We start from the raw sequence: 19,228 nt of genomic DNA, 5'->3' as shown, positions 1-19,228 counted from the left end.
CTATGTAGGCCCATCATCTTGGCTCATCCTGGCCAGCCGCGTTCCGGCCGGCCGTCCGGACAACCCGGGAACTCCCCCGACAGCCACGCTCCACCCGGACGACCGGACACAACGTCGCCACATCCGGCAGAAGCCGAGCGCGGCAAATTCCGATCATCCCTACGGGTCGGCGACAATCCAGTGGGGCGTCACTGCCCCAGCGTCACGCACCTGCCTGACCTCGTGTGCGTGACATCGTGGCAACAGGCCGCAGGCGTTCATCGACCCAGCGGGCCAACGGCGGCGCGATCATGTTTTCGTGCCCGGGGTTCCTGCCGGACCCGGGGTTCCTGTTAGATCGGCGAAGCCGATCGGGGAGAGCCGGAAGCCGATACCGCAGGTCCGACAGGCCCAGGTCCTTGGACCGCCGTCCGGCCCATCACAGGAGGTGATCTCAACGGCCGTGCAGAGAGAATCCACGTTCCGTGCACGACCGCGCCGTCGTACGGCGGGCGCCCGCGTCACCTCGGCTCCACGGCCGCCCGCCGGCAGCCCCGCCGGCACGGGCGACGACGCCCCGGCCGCCGCGGACAGCCACTGGAGCAACCCCACCGGCGGGGGGCAGGGCAGTCGCCCGGACCGCCGCGGCCTGCTCACCCGGCTCGGGGTGATCACCTGCGCCGCCGGTGTCGGTCTCGCCCTGCTGCTCCTTCCCGCGATCGGCGCGATCGGCTTGTTCGCGAAATCCTCGGCAGACCACTACCTGAGCCTGCCGGCCGAGCTGATCACTCCACCGCTGCCCGAGAGCTCCCGGATCCTTGCCGCCGACGGCAGCCTCATCGCGACGCTGCGCGGGGAGGAGAACCGGACCGTCGTCGACGGCAAGGCCATCCCCGCGGTCATGCGGCAGGCCATCGTCTCCATCGAGGACGCGCGCTTCTACAGCCATGGCGGGGTGGACGTGAAGGGAGTCGTCCGGGCCGTGCTGCGCAACAGCGAGGCGGGTGACGTCCAGCAGGGCGCGTCAACACTGACCCAGCAGTACGTCAAGAACGTGCTGCTGCAGAACGCGCGCACCAGGCAGCAACGCGAGGAGGCGGCCGGCACGTCGCTCGAGCGCAAGATCCAGGAAGCCCGGTACGCCGTCGCCCTGGAGAACAAGATCACTAAGGACGAGATCCTGGAGCGCTACCTCAACATCGCCTATTTCGGCAACGGCAACTACGGCGTGGGTACCGCCGCCCAGAACTACTTTCACGTGGGCGTCGCCGACCTGACGCTTCCCCAGGCGGCGCTGCTGGCCGGACTCGTCCAGAGCCCGTCCCTGTACGACCCGGTGAACCACCCCGACGCCGCCCGGGCACGTCGGGACGTCGTCCTCGACCGGATAGCCGCGCTGGGTCACATCACCCCGGCCGCCGCGGACGCGGCGAAGACCACCCCGGTCACGGTGGTCCGGGCCGAGGCCGCGGCCGCGCAGGACTCGTGCGAGACGTCAAGCGCGTCCTTCTTCTGCGACTTCGTCCGCTCCCAACTGCTGGCCGACCCGGCGCTGGGCACGACCGAGGCCGAGCGCGCCCGGCGGCTGCACGAAGGCGGCCTGGTCATCAGGACGACGCTGCAACCCAAGGTCCAGGCCGCGGCCCAGAACACGGTCAATGCCGTGATAGCGCCCAGCAACCCGGTGTCGGCCACCGAGGTGGTGATCGAACCCGGCACCGGCAACATCCTGGCGATGGCGGTGAACCGGGTGTTCGGCTCCGACTCCGCCGCCAACCAGACCAAGGAGCCGCTGGCGACCAAGGCGGTGTTCCAACCCGGGTCGACCTTCAAGACGTTCACCCTCGCCGCGGCGCTCGAGGCCGGCTACGGGCTGAACACCCAGTTCTACTCGCCCTCCTGCTACAGCACGAAGGCATTCCCCCTGAATCGGCGGGACGGCAGTGACTGCGCCACCGGCTACTCGAACGCCGATCCCGCGGAAAGCGGGGTGTACGACATGTCCCGCGCGACCTGGGACTCGGTGAACACCTACTACATCCAGCTCGAGGAGAAGATCGGCGTACGGGCCGTCGTCAACATGGCGACCCGCCTGGGCATCCCCGCGTCCTACCTGGCGGACGTCCACCCGACCAAGGGTGACCTGACCATCGGCTCCGAGCGAGTCACACCGCTGGACATGGCCAACGCCTACGCCACGCTCGCCGCGCACGGCGTCCACTGCGATCCGCGGTACGTCCTGTCGGCAACGGACTCCGGCAACCAGAACGTCGACATCGCCCCTACTCCCGCCTGCCAGCGGGCGGTGTCGGCCGGTGTGGCCGACACCGTGACGAGCATCCTGGCCGGGGTAATCACACAGGGCACCGGATACCCGAACGCGGCGGCGATCGGACGCCCGGCCGCAGGCAAGACCGGCACCACGGACAACTACTCCTCCGCGTGGTTCGTGGGGTACACCCCCCAGATGGCCGCTTCGGTCGCGGTCGGCAACCCCAGGGGCGCGCAGGGGAACCCGCTGAAGGGGGTCGTGGCGGACGGCCGGACCTGGTCCCGCGTGTTCGGCGGGGACCTTCCGGCGATCATCTGGGGCCGCTCGCTGCGGGCGGCGCTCGCCGACGTCCCCGCCATGCCCATGTCGAAGGCCGATCCCACCGTGGCCAGGGGAACCAAGGGTGGGTTGCTGTCGACTCCCCCGCCACCACCGCCGGCTCCCACCGCGGCGGCATCGGGCGGTCCGATCGTGCCGACGTCACCGCTTGGCGCCGTCGGACCGGTCGTACCAAACGCTGTGTTCCCGTTCCCACCCCCGGCCCGGTAACGAACCAGCCGGACCGGCCCGCTCAACCGTCGGGCCCGCTGCCAGGTCTGGACAGCGGGACCCGCCAGCGGGGCCTGGAGCGGGCTATGTCTCGCCCATGGCCGGGGTCGGCGGGGAACTCAGGTCACGCGCGGCGGCCACCGGCGTCGGGTCCAGACCGAGCGCGAGACCGAGATAGACGCTGGTGTAGTCGAACAGGCCCACCAGGGACGCGAGCCGTTCCAGGCGGCTGGGCCCCTGCGCGGACAGCTCGGTCACCGCCACCGCGCGCTCAGCCGCCGCCGTGACGGCAGCCTCGGCCTGGCGGGTCACCGCCGGATGCTCAGCCGCCTGATCACGCAGCAGGACCAGCCGCAGCCGCACCGGCTCGGTCTCGTCGACCCGGTCACGGAAGAAGTCGTCGTCCGCTCCGGCACCGCCGCCCGCCCTACGGACCCCGAACATCCCGTCCAGGACGCCCGCCTGGGCGCCTGCCGCGTCGGGCAGGGTGCCGAGCAGCGCCGGGTAACCCGCGTTCGCGGCAAGCTGGCCGGCGGCCCGGTCGGCGGCGGCGGCGGTCAGGGCGGTGGTCCCCCACAGCAGGGGTAGCGAGCCTGCGAGCTCGAGCGCCAGCACCTTTGCCGGGCTGATGAACGTCTCGCTGGCGGGCCGGCAGCGCATCGCCAGGTCCTCCAGCCGCACCGCCGCGGCCTCGACCGCATCCGGGCCCTCGGCGGGCGGGAGGAGACCGAGTGTCCGGACAGCCGCGACAGCCGGGAGCAACAACGCCCAGAAACTGGCCCGGGTGGGCCTGCCGTCCACCACCGCAACGGGAAGGAACAGCGCCCGCGCGCGTTCGGCACGATGAGCCAGGGGTGAGTCGGGCGGGCCCACCGCAACCACCCGGCAACCGCGACGATCGGCTTCTTCCAGCGCGGACAGGGTCGCCTCGCTGCGCCCCGAACCGGATATCGCGATCACGACGTCGGCCGCCCCCACCCATCCGGGCAGGCCGAAGCCGTTGTGGCCGAGTACCGGGACCGGACAGCGCGACCCGACCACCGCGGCGAGCGCGACACCGACAGCCGCCGAGCTACCCACCCCGACGACAAGCACCGCCCGCGGACGGCCGTCGGCGGCGAGCGAACCGATGCCGGCCTCCTGCGCCAGCGCGGCGGACTCGCGGACCTGGCGGGCCGATGACGCGACATGCAGCAGCATGCCGGACGGGTCGGCGGCGCCCAGCCGGACGACGTCGTCAAGGATGCTCTCGTCCACGCCCGCTTCCCGCATGCCTTGCACCATTACACGCCCGCGTCCATCCGCACACCCCAGGGTTCAGCAGACAGTGGGATTCGAGCGGGGTTCAGGACGAGCGGGGTTCAGGACGCAGCGGACGAGGGTTCAGGACGACGTGGACGCCGGCGGCCGGGCCTCCCCACCGAACGGGACGGCCTCGTCGAGCAGCATCACCGGGATTTCGTCCCGTACTGGGAACGCCAGGCCGCACGACGTGCAGACCAGCACCGGCTCGCCTCCCAGGATGTCCTGGCGCAGGGGGGCGTGCGCGGGGCACGGGCAGGCGAGGATCTCCAGCAGGAGCGGGTCGAGACTCAACGGTTGATCTCCCTTTCACGGCGGATGCGGGTGAGGATCTCGTCCCGCACCCGTGCCATCGTGGCATGGTCGGGGGCTTCCACATTGAGCCGCAGCAGCGGTTCGGTGTTGGACGGCCGCAGGTTGAACCAGACCCCGCCGCCGAGGGTGACGGTGAGCCCGTCGAGATGGTCGACGCCGGTCGAACCCACGGCATACTCCTTCTCGATCTCGGCCATGACCGCGGCGGCGTCGGCGACCTCAGAGTTGATCTCACCGGAGGCCGCGTACCGCGCATAGCCCGCCAGCAGCTGTGACAGCGGCTGGTCCTGCTCCCCGAGCGCGGCCAGGACGTGCAGGGCCGCGAGCATCCCGGAATCGGCACGCCAGAAGTCACGGAAGTAGAAGTGGCCGGAGTGCTCACCACCGAAGATCGCCCCGGTCCGGGCCATCTCCGCCTTGATGAACGAATGACCGACCCGGGTGCGCACCGGTACGCCACCGCGTTCACTCACCAGTTCCGGCACGGCCTGGCTGACGATCACGTTGTGGATGACGGTGGAGCCGGGTTCATGGGCGAGTTCCCGCTCGGCGACGAGCGCGGTGATGGTGGACGGCGACACGAGCTCACCGCGTTCGTCCACCACGAAGCAGCGGTCGGCGTCACCGTCGAAGGCGAGCCCGATGTCGGCCCGGTTGGCCCGCACCGCCGCCTGCAGGTCACGAAGGTTCTCCGGTTCGATCGGGTTCGCCTCGTGGTTCGGGAACGACCCGTCCAGGTCGAAGTAGAGCGGGTGGACCGACAGTGGCAGCCCCTCGAACACCGCGGGGACCGTGAGCCCGCCCATGCCGTTACCCGCGTCCACGGCGACCGTGAGCGGCCGGATCACCGAAAGATCGACCAGTGTGCGCAGATGCCGGGCATAGGACGCGAGCAGGTCCTGGCGGGTGACGGTTCCGCGCGGCCCGGTGAACTGCGCGACTCCGGCCTCGACCAGCGCCCGGATCTCACCGAGCCCGGTGTCCTGGCCGATCGGTGCCGCACCCGCCCGGCACAGCTTGATCCCGTTGTACTTGGCCGGGTTGTGGGACGCGGTGAACATCGCGCCGGGCAGGTCCAGCGAGCCGGCGGCGAAGTAGAGCAGGTCGGTGGAGCCGAGCCCGGCCATAACCACGTCCGCGCCCTGGCCCGCCGCCCCATCGGCGAACGCCTCCGACAGCGGGACCGACGAGTCACGCATGTCGTGCGCGACGACGATCCGGGGGGCGTCCAGCAGGCGCACAAACGCGGCGCCGACGGCGTGGGCGACGTCGGAGTCGAACTCGGACGGCACAACACCCCGAACGTCGTATGCCTTGAAGATCCGCGACAGGTCGTGCACCCTTCCGCCTTCCCGGTCACCAGCCCCGCCGGCGGCACCGCCGGCAGCAGTCCAGCGCCGCCAGCAGCAGTCCAGGTGCTGCCGACAGCAACGCCGACGACCTTACCGACACGGCGCCGGCCCTGGTGGAGCCGTTCGGGTACCCGACACCCGGCCCGGTGAGGGTCCGGCCCGGCGCGAGGCCCGCCGGGCCGGAGCGGGACGGGGCCGATTCAGGACGGCCGGGGAAGGACCCGCAGATGACCGCGCCGACCTGGGGTTGTGGACGGGTCGGGCGGGTCCTCACGACCCGTGGGCCGGGCCACCTCACGAACCGCGTCCGCGAGCGCCTCAAGGTCGTCAGAGGCTGGACTGTGCCTGGACTCACCCTCGATGCGCACGACCGCCCAGCCCAGTGGCACAGTAAGGCGGTCGGCATGCGTCCCGCACAGGTCGTAGGAATGCGGCTCGACGTATGGGGAGAGTGGCCCGAGGACGGCTGTCGACTCGGCGTAGGCGTACGTGAGTGTGGCGACCGCAGCTGCTGAACATGCCGAGCGGGAGCAGCGCCGAGGCTTCACGTTCCGGACGGTAGCCCCCGGAACGGGCGACGGCCATCACCGCCCGCCGTGTCGCATCCATCCACGGAAGAAACGTAATAGATTCATGACGCTGCGCGTCCAACCGGTCGCACCGGCGGGACACCGGAACCCGGGTACCGACGGGGGTGTGGCGGAGGATACAGCGGATCCCGGCGGGAGATCCCGGGGGGCGCCCGGCACGGCCGGCATGGCGAGCCGTACGCTCACAACATGGCGGACAACGCCTCCACCGGCACCTCCTGGGGAACCCCCGCGCCGGACTTCCCGTCCACCCAACCACCCATACGCGCATCGCGCCGTCGTGACCGGCGCGGGCGTGGCCTGCGAGGGCTGCTCATCCCGCCGGAGGTTCCCGCCTACCGCAGCCGCGGCGAGCGGTTCGACGACCTCGTCCTGGACGCCGTCGAGCACCTCGAGCACCGCTGGTCGGCCGAACTCGCCGGCGTCGAGTTCGTGGTCGAGGACGTCCCGCCCATACCGGCCGTGCTCGGCCTGGACGATCCGGTACCGCTGGCCCACCACCAGCCCCCGGCCGGCCGGGGGCGGTCCGCGACACCGGACCGGATCATCATCTACCGGCGGCCGCTGGAAGCCCGCGCGATGGACACCGACGACCTTGCCGAACTCATCCTGGACGTACTGATCCACAAGGTCGCGGACATGCTCGGCATGGAACCGGAGGTCATCGATCCCGAGGGCCACGGCTGGCACGAGGATGAATAGCCAGGTGCTCTACATGCGACGAACACAACATGCCGGCTTCCCGACCGGCCGTGGGCGCCCGCGACGGTGTCGCGTCGGGTAGCCTGATGATCAGTTGGGTCGACCGTTCGCATGCAAGTGACGATATAAGCAACAATGCAAGTGACGATGCAAGCGACAATGTAAATGACGACGACGTAAACGACGACACAGGCGGCGCTGTAGGCGACGCGCATGTAGACGACACAGAACTCGGGACACACGGCGAAGGAATACCTACCGCGGGAATGTAACCGCCGAAGGACACCCCGCAATCACCCATGACACCTGGGTCCGGACCGTGTCAGGCCTGGCCGTGGCACTGTAGAGGATCTTTCCCCGATGACTACGCCGATGGTCACGCGACCCGGGGCCGATCGCCGGTACCTTTTCAACCCTGCCGGGGGCATCCTCCGGAGGAGCGCCGAAAGGCTTTCCGGCCAGTCGGTGCCGTGCGGTGCCGACAACGACGACGGATCCTGACGACGACGGAGACCCTGACGACGGATCCTTCCGCCCGGAGGAGGCCGAGCAATAGTGACAGGCGGCGAGCAATAGTGACAGGTGGCCAGTCCGCTGGGATTCTGCGTTTGTTCGGGCGGGTGCGCGACTACGACTGGGGCTCGCCCACCGCCATCTACGATCTGCTCGGCGAGGACCCCTCCGGCCGGCCCGCCGCGGAACTGTGGCTGGGCACCCATCCGAGCGCACCGTCCGAGATCGAGATCGAGACCGAGACCGGCGGCCGGCGGCGACCGGCCGAGGCCGCCGTGGGTCGGCTGCCGTTCCTGCTGAAGGTTCTCGCCGCCGACAAGGCGCTCTCCCTGCAGGTGCATCCGGACAGGGCGCAGGCGCAGGCCGGTTTCGACGGCGAGGAGCGGGCCGGAGTGCCACCGCAGGCTCCCCACCGCCGGTACCGGGACCGCAACCACAAGCCGGAACTGATCGTCGCGCTCACACCCTTCCGTGCTCTGGCCGGTATTCGTGACCCACAACGCACCCTGTGCGTGGTGCAGAGCCTCGGCCACCCCCCGCTGACCGCCGCGTTCGAGCCCCTGTGGGAAGACCCGTCCGCCGGGGCCGCGACGGTCCTGCGCACGCTGCTGACGATGCCCGCCCACCAGGTGCGCGGCCTCGTCGACGGGATAGTCAAGGCCGCCGGCATGATCGGCCCGCGGGCGGAGCCCGACGTGGCGGCAGCCGCCGACCTGGTCGGCCAGCTCGCCGTGGCACACCCCGGCGACGTCGGTATCGCCGCGGCACTGCTACTCAACGACGTGCTGCTCCAGCCGGGAGAGGCGCTCTTCCAGCCCGCTCGCCTGCTGCACGCCTACGTCCACGGCGTCGGCATAGAGATCATGGCCACGTCCGACAACGTGCTGCGCGGGGGTCTGACCTCGAAACACGTCGACGTGGACGAACTGCTGCGCGTCCTGGACCCGACGCCGACCCGGGCACCTGTGCTCGCGCCCCGGACCGTGCGCGGGGCGGCCGGGATCACCGTGCGTACCTGGGACGTACCGGTCGATGATTTCGTGCTGGCTGAGGCGGTGTGTGACGAGACCATGCCCAACCGGGCGGATCCCCGCGGAAACGTCCACGACGGCTCGGTCACCGTCCGGCGCCCCGCCGTCCTGCTGGTGACCGACGGCACCGTCATGGTGGAGGGCATGGGTGTCTGCGCGACCAGGCTTCGACGCGGCCAGGCGGCCATTGTGGCCCCGGCCCCAGGTGCACAAGGAGTGTCAGAGGCGGAAGGAGTGTTGACCCTGCGTGGACGGGGCAGGGTGTTCCTAGCCTCGCCCGGGTCGTGCGCACCGTCCTGACCGGTTCTCGCAGCGGCCAGGATGGTGTGCGGCGCCCACGGCTGCCGTCATCGGCCATCGACCTGTCGGCGGGCCATCGGACTGCCGGCCATCGGACTGCCGGCTGCCAGCTACCGGCGGAAGGCGACCCGGGGGTCCTGAAACAGGGCAGGGGCGAACGCCGTCCGCGGCGCCGCCGAGAGGGTCAGCGCGGAGAACCAGCCGGTAGTGCCGATCGTCTGCGCCGCGACCAACGGTCCGCCACGGGTAACCATCCGCATGGCGCCGGCCAGCCCGACGGACACCGTCCGGCCGGCCGGGATCCGCAGCACGTTCCCGTCGAGCCACACCGTCACCGCGGTCTCCGGCGCGGTGAGTACCAGGGCTGACAGTGTCTGCCCCGGCACGGCGGGTAGCAGCGTGGCAGCTGCCACGTCAGGCTCGATCACGTCCGCCGCGCCGACCCACAGGTGCTCCGGCGCCGCTGCCACGGCCGGCGGGCCCCCGGCAGGCTCCACGGGCAGCCCGAGACCGGCAACGACCGGCCCACCCGAGATCACGACCACCCGTACCGCCGTGCCGATCCCCTCCGGTGACGCGACGGCACCGACCAGCGCCGGTAACCGCAGGACACCACCGCCGGGCACGCGCACCGCCGCCAGGCCCGCCGGGGTGAAGCGTGCGGACGCCGTGAGCAGTTCCAGGCGGATCACCGCGTCCGCTTCGGGTGCGGCCACCACGACCTGCGCGCCCGCGATACCGGTCGGCACACCGACCGCGCCGGCCAGAACCAGCGAACCCACCGGTCCGCTCCCGGCCGCCACGGGCACGACGGCCGGGTCCGGTGCGAACGGCGCGCCCGCGCGGTCCAGCACAGCAGCGGTCAGACGCCCGTCCCGCACCCGGATCCGCACTGCGGTGGCTTCGGCGTCGGGTACCCAGTCGGTCAGCCGACGGGTCACACTCGCCATGGGCGGCACCGAGACACCGTCGGTGACCATGGAGTCGGTGACCCGGGCGTCGGTGACCGGCGTCCCCCGGCCGGCCGACCTGAACAATGTGATCTCGACGCGCGCGGGCGCGATCTCGGGGTTGGTGAGGATGACCAACGGGTCACGTCCGGTGATGGTGCCCGGGCCGACGAACCAGAACTCGCTCCTCGGCGGATCACAGCGCGCCCGGGCGGGCGCGTGGCCGGGCGCGCCCGCAACGGTCACCGTGGCGCTCAGGCCGGCCGCCGCAGGACCGCTGGCATGCACGGCCAGCGGCATACCGCCGTGCACCTGGACCGACACGCCCCGCACCCGCGCCTGACCGGTGGGGACGTCACGCACCGCACTGCCCATGGACAGCCAGATCCGTCCGGCCGCGCCCGGCCTCCCTCCCACCGTGCCGCCGGCGGTCGCGATGTCGGCTGTCAGCATGCTGCCCGCCGCGCCGCCCACCGGGGGGTTGAGATCCGGACACAGCAGCGTCGCGGACGTCACCGGCACCCGCAGGCCGGCCGGAGGCAGCGCCGGTCCGGGCCGGATCCCTCCCGCGGACCGGACGAGGACGGCCAGGGCCAGCACGGTGGACAGGGCGAACACGACGACAGCCGCGATCACCACCGCTGGGCGCGCGCGTCCGGCCCGTCCCGCCGTCCCCACCGACCGGATCGGTCGCCCGGGCTGCTCCGGCCCCCCGGGCTGCTCCGGCCGATCGTGCTGGTCCGGCCGGGTGGACGGCCGGGACGCACCCGTCCCGGTCACCGCGGGGATCCCGCCGCCGCCCCGCTCGCGGCCCGCCGGGCCGGCGCCACCCCGGGCGCGTCCGGCACCGCGCCGGGCGCTCCCGCACCAGGCAACACCGCACCAGGCAACACTGCGCCGGGCAGACCCGCCGGTCCGGACGGCAGGCAGCGCCACACCACGGCGTCGTCCGCCACCTGTTCCCGGACCAGCCCGGGCACGGAGTCCAGCGTGGCGACCAGCAACGGCGACGCGCCCGCACGCGGGACGACAACAGCGCGCACAGCCAACGCCGCAAGCCCGCCGGCAGCAGCCGCACGCCCGACGACGAGGTCCGCGACGACCGCCCCGACTGCCGCGCCGCCGGATGCGGACATCGCGGCGAAGGTAGCGTCCAGGCGCGGGCCGCGGGCGTCCGTGAGCGTGTAACCGACCGGTGAGTCCCGCGACGGCTGGCGCAGTACCAGCACGCGGGCGTCCTGCCCGGACATCTGTGCCACCGCGAGCACGGAAACCGCCATCCCGCCCGCGCGTGCGGCGGCACCGGCAGCCACCTCGCCGGCATCGGCGACCATGAGCGCGCCGGCGAGCGGGCCAGCCGCGACGGCTCCACCGAGGGACAGCGCCGTGACCTGGCGCCAGCCGAGCGGGTGACGGCGAAGCGCACCACGTGCCCCTGTCACCGACAGTGCACAGGCTAGTAGCATCCCGATGATGGCGACCGCGAGCTGCGCGGCGGCAAGCTCCCCGGTGCGCCCGGCACCACCCGCATGGGTCTCGACGGCCGCACCGGCCAGGCCGACAACGACCACGCCCCATGCCGCGAGGACGGGCTTACGGGTGTCGGCACGCACGGCCCCGACCGCGCCGGTGAGCGCAACCGGTACCAGTACGGCCACCGCAAGGCCGGCAACGTGCCCGCCGGTCGGCCCGGCGGCTGACAACTCGGCAGCTGGCATGGCCGGCCCCAGCCATCCCGGCAGCGCACCGGCCGTGGTGCCCATGCCGGCCCGACCAGTCGCACCCACCGCAGGCAGGGCACCCAAGGCGTCGACGGCCGCACTGTGCCGCCACGGCCATCCAAGGACCGCACTGTGCCATGGCCACAACAGGATGGTGCCGGCGACGGCCACGGCGAGCACGGGCACCAGCCGGCGCGGTCGGCGCAGCAGCACCACCGCGACGGCGAGCCCGACGACGGCGGACAGAAACAGCGTCGGTGCGCAGGCGACCGCGGCGAGCAGCCTGAACGCGAACCGGCGGACCGCGGGCCAGGTTGCGCGGCCAGTGTCCGGTTGCGCCACCAGCACGGCCGCGGCGGTGAGAACACCGGGGAGCATCACGAGCGCGAACACCACGTCGACGCGTCCGGCGGCAACCCCCCAGATCATCGGGGGAGCCAGCGCGTAGCCGGCCGCGACGACCACCCGGACCGGCGTACGCAGCCCACCACTACCGGAGACGCCACGACCGCGGCCTACGTGAGCGGATGCGGCATAGGCTGCGAGGCCGGCAAGCGCCGGCCCGCCCAGCAGGACGACGTCGGCCGCAAGCCACGGCTTGCCGCCCAGCGCGGTCGCGAGAACGGCCAACGGCACCAGCCACAGCGGGGCCGCTCCCCCCGGTCCGGATGCCACAGAGCCGGGAGATCCCGAGCCGATCAACCCCGAGGCGGGGAACCCGCCGGGCCAGCCGGACAGAGCGGCCGACCACAGGTCCCGGGCACCGTCGGGTAACGGCAATGACACGGCCACGCCGGGTATCCGGCAGGCGACCGTCCCCGGCCCCCATCCCGCTCCGAGCATGAAGCGTGCCGCCACAAGACTCACGACGGCCAGCGCCCCGGAAAGTAGCAACGCAGGACGGGCCGCCGAGGCCGGAGGTCCGCTGCGCCCTCGGCGGAGGAAAAGCGAAAGGAAAAGCGAAAGGGCGTGCAGGAGCATGCGCGCCGTGCCCGACGGTCCGCCCCGGGCCGCCAGCAGCGGGCGCAACGTCCGGGCGGGCACCCGCGCGGACGCCGCCCGCCGCCGCCGCGCCCGCCACAGCCAGCCGGGACGGCCCATCACCTCAGCGGCCGCGACGACCTCGTCCAGGCCCTGCCGGAACCGGCCGCCGGCGGCCAGAGCAGCACCACGACCCAACCCCGCCGGCATGAGCCACAGCCATGCCGGTATCAGCAGGCCGGCACCGATGTTGGCCATCCGGACCTGCAACTCCTCCCGCCGCAGGTCACGGTGGTCGGCCTGCCCGCCGTGGCCACAGTCGCCGTGATCATGCTGCCCGCGGACGGGGGCGGGGTGACCAGCGGTCCGGGCGACGTGGATCACCGCGGGTGGTACGACCACCACCCGCATCCCCGCGCGCCAGGCCCGCCAGCAGAAGTCGAGATCGGCGACGGTGACGAGATCCGGGTCGAACCCGCCGAGAAGGTGCCACGCCTGCCCGCGGACGAGTGCACCCGCGGACGAGACCGCCAGGACGTCCCGGACGGCGTCGTGCTGGCCGCTGTCGATCTCGCCGGGGCTGATCCCGGTCACCCGGTGCCCGGCGCTATCCACGCCGGCTCCGGCTTCGACGAGCAGCTTCGGGTCGGCCCAGTCGAGCACCTTCGGGCCGAGCACGGTGGCGCTGGGGTCCAGCGCCGCGTAAGTCAGCAACCGCTCCAGCGTGTCAGGGGCCGGTACCCAGTCATGGTGCAGTAGCCAGAGGAAGTCCGGCGTACCGGTGATCCGATGCGCCAGTCCCGCAGCCACGGCCGCCCCGTAGCCGGTTCCTGGCGGCAGAGTGAGGACCGGCAGCCTCGGACCGTCCGGGATCCGTACCCGGCGGGCCGGCGGCCTGCCGCTCACGTCCACCATGACGACCTGGTCGGGTGGACGGGTCTGACGGTCGAGAGCACTCAGTGTCTGTGTCAGACCCGGGCCCGCGACAGCGTCCGAGAGGGCGTGCCCAGGATGCCCTCGACAGGCGGCACTCCGGCCCCGATCGGAGACGACCACGATCGCGACGACCTCGACCGTGACATGCTCGCCGGCGACATGCTTCAGGCTGCTACCGCCAGCAGCCGGACGCCCGGCATGCGGTGGCGATGACCCGGTGGTGGTCACGCCGCCGATGCCTGCCTACCAAACTTCCCGGGAGACCCTCCCGGACCTCTCAGATCGGTTTCCGGATTCCGGGTCCGGCAGGAACCTCGAGCACGCGAGAAACATGATCGCGCCGCCGGCAGGCGGTCTAGACCGCCTGCCGGCGCAGCCGGCGCCGCTCCCGCTCGGACATCCCGCCCCAGATCCCGAATCGTTCGTCCTTTTCGAGCGCGTACTCCAGGCATTGGCTCCTGACCTCGCAACCCGAACAGATGCGTTTGGCCTCGCGGGTCGATCCGCCCTTCTCCGGGAAGAACGCCTCCGGATCGGTCTGGGCGCACAGAGCGCGCTCCTGCCACTCCGGTGGGTCCGCGAAGATGTCGTCGAGACCGAGAGCGACGACATCGGCCAGGGCACCGCTGCGTGGCTCATCGGCCACAGTGTCACCGGCGCGCGACCGGCCGGCGGTCGACTCTACCGATATCAATTCAGTGAATTCATCTTCTTCTTTGTCATCATCATTGTCGCCATCATGAAAATCAATATCAAAATCGACGTGGAACTCGGCGGTGGTCAGCTCCCGGCCCCCACGGCGACCGGGATCCGACTGCCCAGGCCACTCGGTGGCCGTGGGCTGCGTGGACAACCCGGCACGTGGCCGGTGTGTTTCGGCGAGGACGATGTGGACGCCCGCGTCGGTGCGTTCCATGTGGACTCCTCCAGACCCGTCGCGGTGCGGTCGGCCACCCCCCGGGCGCCGGCGCGCAGGTGACTGGTGTCCACACCGGCCGGGTGAGTGCTTTACCGCACCTTCCCCACCGGCGGGGGAAATGACACGCCGGTAATTACACGCGCCGAAGACGGCCACGTCAACCCCACCAGCGCAACATCCTCTACAACCAGCGATCAAACAATAGCTCACGGTAGCAGGATGCCGTTACGGAGGGTCCTCGCCTGCGGCGCTGAGCGATACGCAAGAAGTCCTCGAAGCTCCTGACCAGGCCATTTTACCCTCCGAAATCAGGCAAATCCGCCATGAATTGTCCTTCTCATGACATCTCCTCCTATCTGGCAGGCTTCCGCTTCCGCGGATACCCACCGGGGCACCAGCAACGAATACCGCCGGCTATCGGACCCTCACCGGCCCACGGCAAAACCACGATCAACCTGATGGCCGGACGCCGACAGTACGCCGACGGGCATCCGCCCACCGCCCATCCTTGCGGGTCGGCGGGATCAACCGTCACGCGGCGGCGGTCCCGCAGGCTGCGATCCGGCGGAAGCCCGGCGGAAGCATTGTCCGGCGGGATCACCGAGCCGGGTGCCACCGCGACAGGAGTCGGGACTTAAGGACCCGTCAGGAAATGATCGGAAGGATCCTCCGGACGGCCCCGCCGCCGGAGGGATCCTCACCCACGCCGATCCCCGCGGGGAGGCCCTCGCCGAACCGGCCGTCACCCGGCGCAGCCGCATCCTCCCTGCGCGCCACGGCCAACCGCTCCGCCGGGACGTCCCCGTAGGTTGTCGTACGCTGGCGCGCCGGCCGTCCCGCGGCATGGGCCAACGCTTCCAGCTGCGCGATGGAGCGGGCCGACCCGTGCCGGGAACCGGCCATCCGGCTGATGGTCTCCTCCATGAGCGTGCCGCCGACGTCGTTGACCCCGCCGCGCAGGACCTGCTCACAACCGTCCGGCCCGAGCTTCACCCAGGAACACTGGACGTTGTCGATCGCGCCGTGCAGGAGCAGCCGGGCCATCGCGTGCACCGCCCGGTTCTCCCCGACGGTGGGACCGGGCCGGGCCACGCCGGCCAGATAGATCGGCGAACTGTGGTGGACGAACGGCAGCGCCACGAACTCGGTGAACCCGCCGGTCGACTCCTGGATGCGACGCAGCAGCCGCAGGTGGGCCACCCAGTGCGCCGGCGTGTCCACATGCCCGTACATCATCGTGGCGGACGACCGCAGGCCCACCTGGTGGGCGGTTGTGATGATTTCCACCCAGGTCGAGGCCGGCAGCTTGCCCTTGGTCAGCACCCAGCGCACGTCGTCGTCGAGGATCTCGGCTGCCGTTCCCGGAATCGAGTCGACGCCGGCCTCGCGGGCCGCTGTCAGCCAGTCGCGGATGGACAGACCTGTCCGGCTGACCCCGTTGACGACCTCCATCGGAGAATAGGCATGCAGGTGCACACCGGGCACCCGACTCTTGATCTCGCGGGCCAGGTCGAAGTAGGCGGTCCCGGGCAGGTCCGGGTGGATGCCCCCCTGCATGCATATCTCGGTGGCGCCGACCGCCCACGCCGCTTCGGCCCGGGCGCCGACCTCCTGCTGGGACAGCGTGTAGGCGTCGGCGTCACCCCGTCGCTGCGCAAACGCGCAGAACCGGCATCCGGTGTAGCAGACATTCGTGAAGTTGATGTTCCGGTTGACGATGTAGGTGACGTCGTCACCGACGGCGTCCCGCCGCAGATCGTCCGCGAGCCGGCAGAGCTCCTCCAGCGCTATGCCCGACGCGCCGAACAGGGCGAGAGCGTCTGCGTCGCTGATGCCCGCCGGATCGTCGGCCGCATGGCGCAACGCGGTCCTTGTGTCGCCGTCGAGGCGCGCCGGCGCTGTTCCGCCGGCACCGGCGGAATCCTCCCCTCCGGCTCCCGCCCCGGTTCCGGTTCCGGCCTGCGAAGCCGTGCCGGGCACGGGCACATCCGGTGCGGCACGGGTCCCCGTGCCGACCACCCCGTCGGCGCCGGTGCCCGCGGCGCTGACCTGTTCGCGCAGGACGTCCCAGTCGCCGTAGACCGACGCGAAGTCCGCCCTGCGGTCGGTGCGGCGGCCGGAGACGTCGATGGCCGCCTGCAGGTCGACCCGGCCGCTGTCGGCGAGGCCACCGTCCGGTTCCTGCCAGGGGCGGCCCACCGCGACCGCTGCGGCCCGCAGCAGCCCGTCCGCAGCGCCCAGCGCGTCCACGTACGGGCGCAGCCTGGGGTCCAGCCACGGTTCGTCCAGGTAGGGCGGGTATGCGGTCAACCGTGGCCGCAATGTGAAGCCGGCCGCCGCCGTGACCGCGGCCAAGGCCGCCACCGCCGGCCAGGGCCGTTCCGGGTTGACGTGGTCCGGGGTCACCGGTGACACCCCGCCCCAGTCGTCGATGCCGGCGGCCAGCAGCAGCGCGCACTCGTCGGGGTCGACCAGGTTCGGCGGCGCCTGTACCCGTAGGGACGGGCCGAGCACCAGCCTGGCAACGGCGACCGCCGCGGCAAGCTCCTCGGCGCCGACGTCGGGTGCACCCCGCATCGCCGTGTCGTCCTTGGCCCGGAAGTTCTGGACGATCACCTCCTGGATGCCACCGTAGCGGCGGGCCACCGCCCTGATCGCGAACAGCGTCTCGGCGCGTTCCAGGTAGGTCTCGCCGATACCGAGCAGCAATCCGGTGGTGAACGGCACCGACAGCCGGCCAGCGTCATCCAGCACCCGCAGCCGGCGGGCCGGCTCCTTGTCGGGCGAGCCGTGGTGCGGGCCGCCCGGAGTGGACCACAGCCGGGTCGCGGTCGTCTCCAGCATCATGCCCATGGACGGCGCGACCGGCTTGAGCCGAGCCAGCTCCTGCCAGGACAGCACCCCGGGATTCAGGTGCGGCAGCAGCCCGGTCTCCTCCAGGACGGCGATGGCCGCCGCCCGTAGGTAGCCGAGGGTGGAGTCGTAGCCGTGGGTGTCCAGCCACTGGCGCGCCACCGGCCAGCGATCCTCAGGACGATCACCCAGGGTGAACAGCGCTTCCGCGCAGCCCGCCGCCGCGCCCCTGCGGGCGATCTCGACGACCTCGTCCAGGCTCAGGTAGGGCGCGGACAGCCGGTGCGGGACGGTCGCGAACGTGCAGTAGTGGCACCTGTCCCGGCACAACCGCGTGAGGGGGATGAACACCTTCGGCGAATAGGTGATCGTGTCCGGACGCCCGGCCGAGCGCAGGCCCGCGTCCCGTACCCGTGCCGCCGACGCGGACAGATCAACGAGATCGTCCTCACGGGCGGCCATCAGCACGGCCGCCTCCACCGCGTCGAGGACCACACCGTCGCGGGCCCGGCGCAGCGCGCGCCGCAGCGCCGGGCCCGCCGGCGGCGGCTGGGCACCGGGCCGTACCGGTCGCCTGGCGTCAGGCGTCACCGCCGGTGTGGCGTCGTTCGCCGCGGCGCGGGACGAACTGTGCGCGGGCTCCCGCGATCTCGTCATCTACCCACCCGAATCCCAATGATCAGATATCAAGAACGACGCGATCATGCTTTTCTCGCGCCCGAGCCGCAATGGCGCCCGGCCACGCCGCCAGGGCCACCTCAACGATTCGCTTGGCTACCGTCAGTGCCCGAAGGAGGCCCTGGTCACTAGGTGGCGATGGTGCGCAGCCGGACGACAACACCGAGGGTGCTGTACGTCCGGGCGCGAGCGGCAAGCCGGTCACAACGCCGGGACACCGGGTCGCCGGCCGGCGTCGGGGGCCTGCCCGCGGTACGGCGCATCTGCGAACGCCTGGCGGCCTCGGCCTGCGGATGGCGTGCGCCGGCCAGCGCCCGGGCAAGAGTTGCCGTGAGGGCGTCGAGGCGGTGGCTCATAACGGTCGACTTCGGCTGGGACATGGATCGTCCTTTCCGGTTGCGGCGCCGCGTGCCGGCAGCGCCCGTCCCCAGTCTCACCACCCTCTCTAAGCAGAATCAAGAGATACGACGCACCAAATACGATCCGCTACCCCTTCAAGATCATAACGCAAGCGGGACAAATAATGACCTTGACGGGTGGATACGCCGATAACGGGCGACATATCCACTGTTGACGTCCATCACGTGTCGCTGATCCGTGCACCTTCCTCCGACCTACGGCAGCGGCTGTCGCTAGGCTGATCAGGTGCCGCGTAACCGCCAGGAGGTCCCACGCGAGGAGCGAATAGACGCGCTGCTGGCCGTCGCCGAGCAACAGTTCCTCGCCCGGGGCTTCGCCGCCACATCCGTCGCCGAAATCGCCCGGGCCGCGGGCATTGAGCCGGGCTCGGTCTACTGGTATTTCCGATCGAAGGACCACGCCTTCGCCGCCGTCCTCAACCGGCTTCTCGACGGTGAGGTCGACCGTATCGACGCACTCGACGGCGATCCGGCGCAGAAGCTGTTCGCGGCCCTGGACTCGGTCGAGCGCCGGCGCTCCCTGCATCCCTGTGTGGCCGAACGTGCGCCGCACTCGCCGACGGTCATGGAGTACCACGAACGGCTGCACTCCTGGCTCCACGATCTGGCTCTCGCCACGGTCACCGACCATGTCGACGAAACGGAGCAGGACATCGCCGCGGACGCGGTCGTGGCCACGATCGAAGGCGGGCTGGCCGACCCCGCTCCGACGCGACCGACCAGCAGCCTTGTGCGCTATCTGCTGGCCGCATTCACCGTCCACGATCCCGAAACCGGAGCCAGGCCGGAAACTGCAGCCAGGACCATCCCACCGTCCTAGTGTACTGCGCCGGAAATCTGAGCTTTTAGTTCTTAACTGTTCCGGC

The 19,228-nt window shown here is 71.3% G+C and carries 13 protein-coding genes; 4 read left to right on the top strand and 9 right to left on the bottom strand.

Going from position 1 to position 19,228, the window contains the following annotated elements; genetic code table 11:
• Positions 1-442: 442 nt before the first annotated feature.
• On the top strand, positions 443-2,800 hold the full coding sequence (locus CV1CTNOD_RS05465) for a transglycosylase domain-containing protein (protein WP_131785070.1): 2,358 nt from the start codon (positions 443-445) through the stop codon (positions 2,798-2,800).
• An 84-nt stretch (positions 2,801-2,884) separates the two neighbouring features.
• On the opposite strand, the gene CV1CTNOD_RS05460 is transcribed toward CV1CTNOD_RS05465, so the two are convergent.
• The 4 genes from CV1CTNOD_RS05460 to CV1CTNOD_RS05445 all read right to left on the bottom strand — a co-directional run bounded on the left by CV1CTNOD_RS05460 (position 2,885) and on the right by CV1CTNOD_RS05445 (position 6,317).
• Positions 2,885-4,072 carry an SIS domain-containing protein gene (locus CV1CTNOD_RS05460; RefSeq protein WP_242606392.1) on the bottom strand — a complete coding sequence of 396 codons (1,188 nt, stop codon included), beginning with the start codon at positions 4,070-4,072 and terminating at the stop codon, positions 2,885-2,887.
• Between the two features lie 111 nt (positions 4,073-4,183).
• Positions 4,184-4,396, bottom strand: coding sequence for a Trm112 family protein (locus tag CV1CTNOD_RS05455; protein WP_131785068.1), 213 nt, complete (start codon positions 4,394-4,396; stop codon positions 4,184-4,186).
• Entirely contained in the window at positions 4,393-5,757 is a 1,365-nt protein-coding gene (locus tag CV1CTNOD_RS05450; RefSeq protein WP_131785067.1) for a phosphomannomutase/phosphoglucomutase, read from the bottom strand. The genes CV1CTNOD_RS05455 and CV1CTNOD_RS05450 overlap by 4 nt, the downstream gene beginning before the upstream one ends.
• A 212-nt stretch (positions 5,758-5,969) precedes the next feature.
• Positions 5,970-6,317 carry a DUF3499 domain-containing protein gene (locus CV1CTNOD_RS05445; protein ID WP_131765645.1) on the bottom strand — a complete coding sequence of 116 codons (348 nt, stop codon included), beginning with the start codon at positions 6,315-6,317 and terminating at the stop codon, positions 5,970-5,972.
• 231 nt (positions 6,318-6,548) lie between these two features.
• On the opposite strand from CV1CTNOD_RS05445, the gene CV1CTNOD_RS05440 reads away from it, so the two are divergent.
• Together CV1CTNOD_RS05440 and manA are read left to right on the top strand one after the other, a co-directional pair.
• Positions 6,549-7,061 (top strand): metallopeptidase family protein, encoded by a 513-nt coding sequence (locus CV1CTNOD_RS05440; RefSeq protein ID WP_207386207.1) that lies wholly within the window; start codon positions 6,549-6,551, stop codon positions 7,059-7,061.
• 575 nt (positions 7,062-7,636) lie between these two features.
• Positions 7,637-8,905 (top strand): mannose-6-phosphate isomerase, class I, encoded by a 1,269-nt coding sequence (gene manA, locus CV1CTNOD_RS05435; RefSeq protein WP_242606391.1) that lies wholly within the window; start codon positions 7,637-7,639, stop codon positions 8,903-8,905.
• Between the two features lie 110 nt (positions 8,906-9,015).
• Here the strand turns inward: manA and CV1CTNOD_RS05430 are convergent, their stop codons facing one another.
• The 5 genes from CV1CTNOD_RS05430 to CV1CTNOD_RS05410 all read right to left on the bottom strand — a co-directional run bounded on the left by CV1CTNOD_RS05430 (position 9,016) and on the right by CV1CTNOD_RS05410 (position 18,323).
• Positions 9,016-10,635, bottom strand: coding sequence for a DUF5719 family protein (locus CV1CTNOD_RS05430; protein ID WP_131785065.1), 1,620 nt, complete (start codon positions 10,633-10,635; stop codon positions 9,016-9,018).
• Positions 10,632-13,721: a glycosyltransferase family 2 protein gene (locus tag CV1CTNOD_RS05425; RefSeq protein WP_131785064.1), complete on the bottom strand. Its 3,090-nt coding sequence runs from the start codon at positions 13,719-13,721 to the stop codon at positions 10,632-10,634. The genes CV1CTNOD_RS05430 and CV1CTNOD_RS05425 overlap by 4 nt, the downstream gene beginning before the upstream one ends.
• Positions 13,722-13,848: 127 nt before the next feature.
• Positions 13,849-14,112, bottom strand: a complete 264-nt coding sequence (locus CV1CTNOD_RS28125; RefSeq protein WP_207386210.1) for a WhiB family transcriptional regulator — start codon at positions 14,110-14,112, stop codon at positions 13,849-13,851.
• 945 nt (positions 14,113-15,057) lie between these two features.
• Positions 15,058-17,922 (bottom strand): bifunctional FO biosynthesis protein CofGH, encoded by a 2,865-nt coding sequence (locus tag CV1CTNOD_RS05415; protein WP_131785063.1) that lies wholly within the window; start codon positions 17,920-17,922, stop codon positions 15,058-15,060.
• A gap of 149 nt (positions 17,923-18,071) precedes the next feature.
• A complete protein-coding gene (locus CV1CTNOD_RS05410) occupies positions 18,072-18,323 on the bottom strand; it encodes a hypothetical protein (RefSeq protein WP_131785062.1) in 252 nt (83 codons plus the stop codon).
• A 265-nt stretch (positions 18,324-18,588) separates the two neighbouring features.
• Between CV1CTNOD_RS05410 and CV1CTNOD_RS05405 the strand changes: the two genes are divergently transcribed.
• Positions 18,589-19,182: a TetR/AcrR family transcriptional regulator gene (locus tag CV1CTNOD_RS05405; RefSeq protein WP_131785061.1), complete on the top strand. Its 594-nt coding sequence runs from the start codon at positions 18,589-18,591 to the stop codon at positions 19,180-19,182.
• Positions 19,183-19,228: the final 46 nt, after the last annotated feature.

Origin of the sequence: Protofrankia symbiont of Coriaria ruscifolia (genome assembly GCF_900634745.1) — a bacterium.
GTDB classification, from domain to species: domain Bacteria; phylum Actinomycetota; class Actinomycetes; order Frankiales; family Frankiaceae; genus Protofrankia; species Protofrankia californiensis.
This window is presented reverse-complemented; position numbering and strand designations above follow the sequence as displayed.